Below are 4537 nucleotides of genomic sequence, written 5' to 3'. Positions count from 1 at the left end.
GCGGAGGCGGTGCTTGCCTCATTGGCGCAGGAGCTGGTTGAGGCGCGCGCGGCCGCGGTGCCGGCTGATGGCCACCACCATCTCCGGTCAGCGCGGGACGGCGCAGCGCCGACAGCCGGATGTCGCGTTCAACGACGACGTCTGTCGGGCCCCCGATCAGCAGCAGGTGCTCGATGTCGTCGCGGCGCACCAGCACCAACCGGCGGTGGCTGTCGACAGCGGTGGCGTCCATGACGGCCAGGCGCGTCTTGCGGTTCCTGCCGCCGGCAACGAATGTTCCGAAGGTCAGATTGCGGACCAGCTTGATGATGAGGAGAATGATGACCAAGAGGACAAGCGCGACAAACGTCCACAGGATTGCCGCGGCATAACCAGGACCCGCCACACTATCCAGCCACTGCAGCATTGGTGCCCCCAATATCGGCTTTCGAAGAAGACGCGACACTAAACTGTTGCGGCACGCCACTGCAAGTCGCCTTTCGCGGCTCTTGAACAGCTTGAAACACCAATGTGGTGGATTTGAAGTCCCTACGAATTGAGGGCGTCAGCGTTCCGGAATTTCAAATCCACCACACTGGATTTTCGGCACGTTGCTGGTGTGGTGAATCCGAAATTCGCTCCCCGCAGCACCCAGGGTAATGCGAATTTCGGATTCACCACACCAGGCGCCGAACGGCGTCATTTTTAGCGGACATTTGCCGCCAAGGCCTTTTCCGGACCCTGAGAATGTGATTCAACCGGGCAGGGGCAAGTACCGGATTTCACGAGCAGGGGGCACATGGCCAAGGAAGCGCGCGGCGATTTCTATCCGGTACCGATCGTCGACCAGAACACGCGACCGGGTGCGGTCACCCGGCTCATCGTCTTCATCGTCGTCCTGACTGGCGCCGCGATCGTCTTCGGCCTTTTCCGCGAACGTCTTGGCGACCCATTCCTGCTTGGAATGCTTGGTGTGCTGGCGATGATCGGTGTCGGCTTCCTGTTCGCCACCGCCATCGGCTTCGTGCAGATCACACCGCGCTCGACGAGTGACGAGCTGTCGAAAGCCTTCGTCGATTCGATGTCGCAAGGTCTTCTGGTCACCGACACCAAGGGTCGTGTCGTCTACGCCAACCGGGCCTATGCCGACATGACGGGCGCGGCGTCTTCGGCGGATCTCAAGACGGTCGAGGGTTTGCTGTCCGACGTTCCCGAGGCCTCGGTGACCATATACCGGCTCGCCTCCGGCCTGCGCGACGGCCAGCCCGGCGACGGGGAGTTTCGGCTTGCGCAATCCATTCGACCCGGCGCCGAGCCGGGCGCGCGCTGGTATCGTGCCCGCGCCCGCGCCTTCAGCGTCCCGGGCCAGCGGCTGCCCTTGCTCGCCTGGCAACTCGCCGACATCTCGGAAGAACGCGCGGAGCAAGAGCGGTTCTTCCTCGATCTGCAGGAGGCCATCGATCATCTCGACCATGCGCCGGCCGGCTTCTTTTCGGCCGATCAGGAAGGCCGCGTCACCTATATCAACGCCACGCTTGCGGAGTGGCTGGGCATCGACCTGACGAGTTTCACGCCTGGCGCCGTCACCCTTCCGGAGATCGTCGCCGGCGACGGCATGGCGCTGGTTCGCTCGGTCAAGGCCGATCCGGGCACCACGCGCAATGCGGTCATCGATCTCGATCTGACGACAGTGAAGGGCGAGGCGCTGCCCGTGCGTTTCATGCATAGGGTCTCGGCCAGCCGCGAGGGCGTCAACGGTCCGACGCGCACCATCGTGCTCAACCGGACGCAAGGCGAGGACGCTTCCGCCGACCTTCGCGCCTCGGAGATCCGCTTCACCCGCTTTTTCAATTCGACGCCGATGGCAATAGCAGCTGTCGACAACAGCGGGCGCATCTTGCGCACCAACGCGCCTTTCCTGTCGCTGTTTTCCTCCGTCGTCGACGGCGACGCGGTCGATCGGCGCGTGCGGCTGGACTCGGTGATCCATGAGCGCGACCGGCCCGCCTTTGCCGCGGCGTTCGAGAAAGCGCGACAAAGGCAGGCTGACATCGAACCAATCGATACGCTGCTGCCCGGCAATGAAGAACGGCATATGCGCTTCTACGTCAACGCGGTCGCCGACGGCACCGGCGAGGGCGCCGAAGAGTCGGCCATCGTCTACGCCGTCGAGACCACCGAGCAAAAGGCGCTCGAGGGCCAGATGGCTCAAAGCCAGAAGATGCAGGCGGTCGGCCAGCTTGCCGGCGGCATCGCACACGACTTCAACAATGTGCTGACCGCCATCATCATGGCGTCGGACCTTTTGTTGACCAATCATCGCCCGTCGGACCCGTCCTTCCCGGACATCATGAACATCAAGCAGAACGCCAACCGGGCGGCGTCGCTGGTGCGGCAGCTTCTGGCCTTCTCGCGCAAGCAGACGCTGCGGCCGGAGGTGCTCAACCTGACCGACGTGCTAGCCGATCTGCGGATGCTGCTGGCCCGTCTGGTCGGCAACGACATAAAGCTGAAGGTCGATCATGGCCGCGATCTGTGGCCGGTGAAGGTCGACATCGGGCAGTTCGAGCAGGTGGTGGTCAATCTGGCGGTTAATGCGCGCGATGCGATGCCGAACGGCGGCGACCTCACCGTGCGCACCCGGAATGTGACCACAGAGGAGAGCAAGAGCCTTCCCTACCGCGAACTTGCGCCGGCCGATTATGTGGTGGTCGAAGTCGAAGACACCGGCAGCGGCATCGCCCCCGAAGTACTCAAGAAGATTTTCGAACCCTTCTTCACCACCAAGGAGGTCGGCAAGGGCACTGGCCTCGGCCTGTCGATGGTCTATGGCATCATCAAGCAGACAGGCGGCTTCATCTTCTGCGAATCCGAGGTCGGCAAGGGATCGGTGTTCCGCATCTTCCTGCCGCGCTACATTGCAGAGGCGAGAGCGGGGGGCGAACCCGGCGAGGCGCCGGCTGCACCGGCAAAGATCGCCGACGCAGCCAAGGATCTGTCGGGTTCGGCCACGGTGCTGCTCGTCGAGGACGAAGATGCCGTGCGGTTGGGCGGCATGCGGGCCCTGACGTCGCGCGGCTATACCGTCCACGAAGCGTCCTCAGGCGTCGAGGCGCTGGAAGTCTTCGAGGCGCTCGGCGGCAAGGTCGACATTGTCGTTTCCGATGTGGTGATGCCTGAGATGGATGGGCCGACGCTGCTTGGCGAATTGCGCAAGCGGCAGCCCGACATCAAATTCGTCTTCGTTTCCGGCTACGCGGAGGATGCGTTCGCTAAAAACCTGCCGGCAGACGCGCATTTCGGTTTCCTGCCGAAGCCGTTTTCGCTCAAGCAACTGGCCACAATCGTCAAGGATGTGCTGGAATCTTAGGGCTTACTAATTCTCGCACTTGCGAAATGGCGTGAGACTGCCATGATTATGGGCGAAACGGGCGGCGGGTTTTGGGGGAGCATGCCGTGACGCCGCACAACGAGGCAGGCAAGGGTGATTATGCCGCAACAGTGCTGTTGCCGGGCGACCCGCAGCGTGCCGAATGGATGGCGGAAACCTTTCTGGAGGCGCCGCGCTGCGTCAACCGTCGAAGGGAAGCCCTCGGTTTTACCGGCTTGTTTCGCGGCAAGCCCGTCAGCATCCAGTCCACCGGCATCGGCGTCTCGTCATTCCTGATCTACGCGCATGAATTGCTGGATTTCCACGGCGTGAGGACACTGATCCGCACCGGTACCTGTGGTGCCCTAACTGCCGCGGTTAAACTGCGCAGCCTGGTGATCTCGCAGTCGGTGCGCGGTGAAAGTGCCGAGAGCGGCCAGGTTTTTGGGCTCTATGGTGCTGATGCTCGCCCCGATCCGGCGCTATTTTCCCGAGCCTTGGCCCGAGCTGCCGGAATCGGCATCGAACATCAGGCTGGGCTGACCATCTGCAGCGATATATTCTATCATCCTCAGGGGCGCGATCGCTTCGCCGAAGCGCAGGCCCACGGCGCGCTGGCCGTGGATATGGAGACCAGTGCGCTCTATCGCATCGCGGCGCATTTCGGCGCCCGGGCGCTGTCGATCCTGACTGTCGTCGACAATGTGGTGACCGGCGAGCAAACCGATTATTCCGAACGCCAGGCGCTTTTCACCGATATGACCCGCCTGGCACTCGATGTTGCGAGCGAAAGTTAAGCTGCTTGCCGCTTCGGAGCCGTGTGTTCTTCGATGCCCGGCCGATGGCCGCGCAGATAGAGGGCACAGGTCGTGCGCAACATCGAGGCGAAGTTCGGAATCTGGCCATTGATCTCTATGGCCTCGTCATAAAGCTTCGAGATGAATTTCGGCGTCGTTAAGCCTTGACTGTCGGCGATCTCGTCGAGCAATGCCCAGAACGTCGCCTCGAGCTGGATACTCGTCGAGTGCCCATCGATGCGGATCGATCGATTGATCTGCCGGTAGCCCTCCGGATCCTGCCCGGCAAAAACCCTGCACATCGTTACCTCCCGTTCTTAGTGGTCTTGGCCATTCTTGTTGATTTTAGGCGCAATCTGCAGCGATTCGCGCCTTTGAGCAGTGCCTATTG

3 protein-coding genes and 1 pseudogene are annotated in these 4537 nt (G+C 62.2%); 2 read left to right on the top strand and 2 right to left on the bottom strand.

Going from position 1 to position 4537, the window contains the following annotated elements; genetic code table 11:
• A pseudogene (locus EOA85_RS28575) lies at positions 1–406 on the bottom strand (flagellar biosynthetic protein FliO); the annotation flags it as partial.
• Between the two features lie 372 nt (positions 407–778).
• Here EOA85_RS28575 and EOA85_RS28570 point away from each other — a divergent pair.
• Both EOA85_RS28570 and EOA85_RS28565 read left to right on the top strand, forming a co-directional pair.
• Positions 779–3349: an ATP-binding protein gene (locus EOA85_RS28570; RefSeq protein ID WP_127211987.1), complete on the top strand. Its 2571-nt coding sequence runs from the start codon at positions 779–781 to the stop codon at positions 3347–3349.
• A gap of 86 nt (positions 3350–3435) precedes the next feature.
• Entirely contained in the window at positions 3436–4146 is a 711-nt protein-coding gene (locus EOA85_RS28565) for a DeoD-type purine-nucleoside phosphorylase (protein WP_127211986.1), read from the top strand.
• Here EOA85_RS28565 and EOA85_RS28560 read toward each other — a convergent pair.
• Positions 4143–4448: a ribbon-helix-helix domain-containing protein gene (locus EOA85_RS28560; protein ID WP_077384009.1), complete on the bottom strand. Its 306-nt coding sequence runs from the start codon at positions 4446–4448 to the stop codon at positions 4143–4145. The genes EOA85_RS28565 and EOA85_RS28560 overlap by 4 nt on opposite strands.
• Between the last annotated feature and the right edge of the window lie 89 nt (positions 4449–4537).

It is taken from the genome of Mesorhizobium sp. M5C.F.Ca.IN.020.29.1.1, assembly GCF_003997375.1.
In the GTDB taxonomy this organism is placed as follows: domain Bacteria; phylum Pseudomonadota; class Alphaproteobacteria; order Rhizobiales; family Rhizobiaceae; genus Mesorhizobium; species Mesorhizobium wenxiniae.
This window is presented reverse-complemented; position numbering and strand designations above follow the sequence as displayed.

What these genes read in the sequence shown, in the direction of transcription:
- EOA85_RS28560 (WP_077384009.1), bottom strand. Translation starts at nt 4,448, where the DNA reads ATGTGCAGGGTTTTTGCCGGGCAGGATCCGGAGGGCTACCGGCAGATC.
- EOA85_RS28570 (WP_127211987.1), top strand. Translation starts at nt 779, where the DNA reads ATGGCCAAGGAAGCGCGCGGCGATTTCTATCCGGTACCGATCGTCGAC.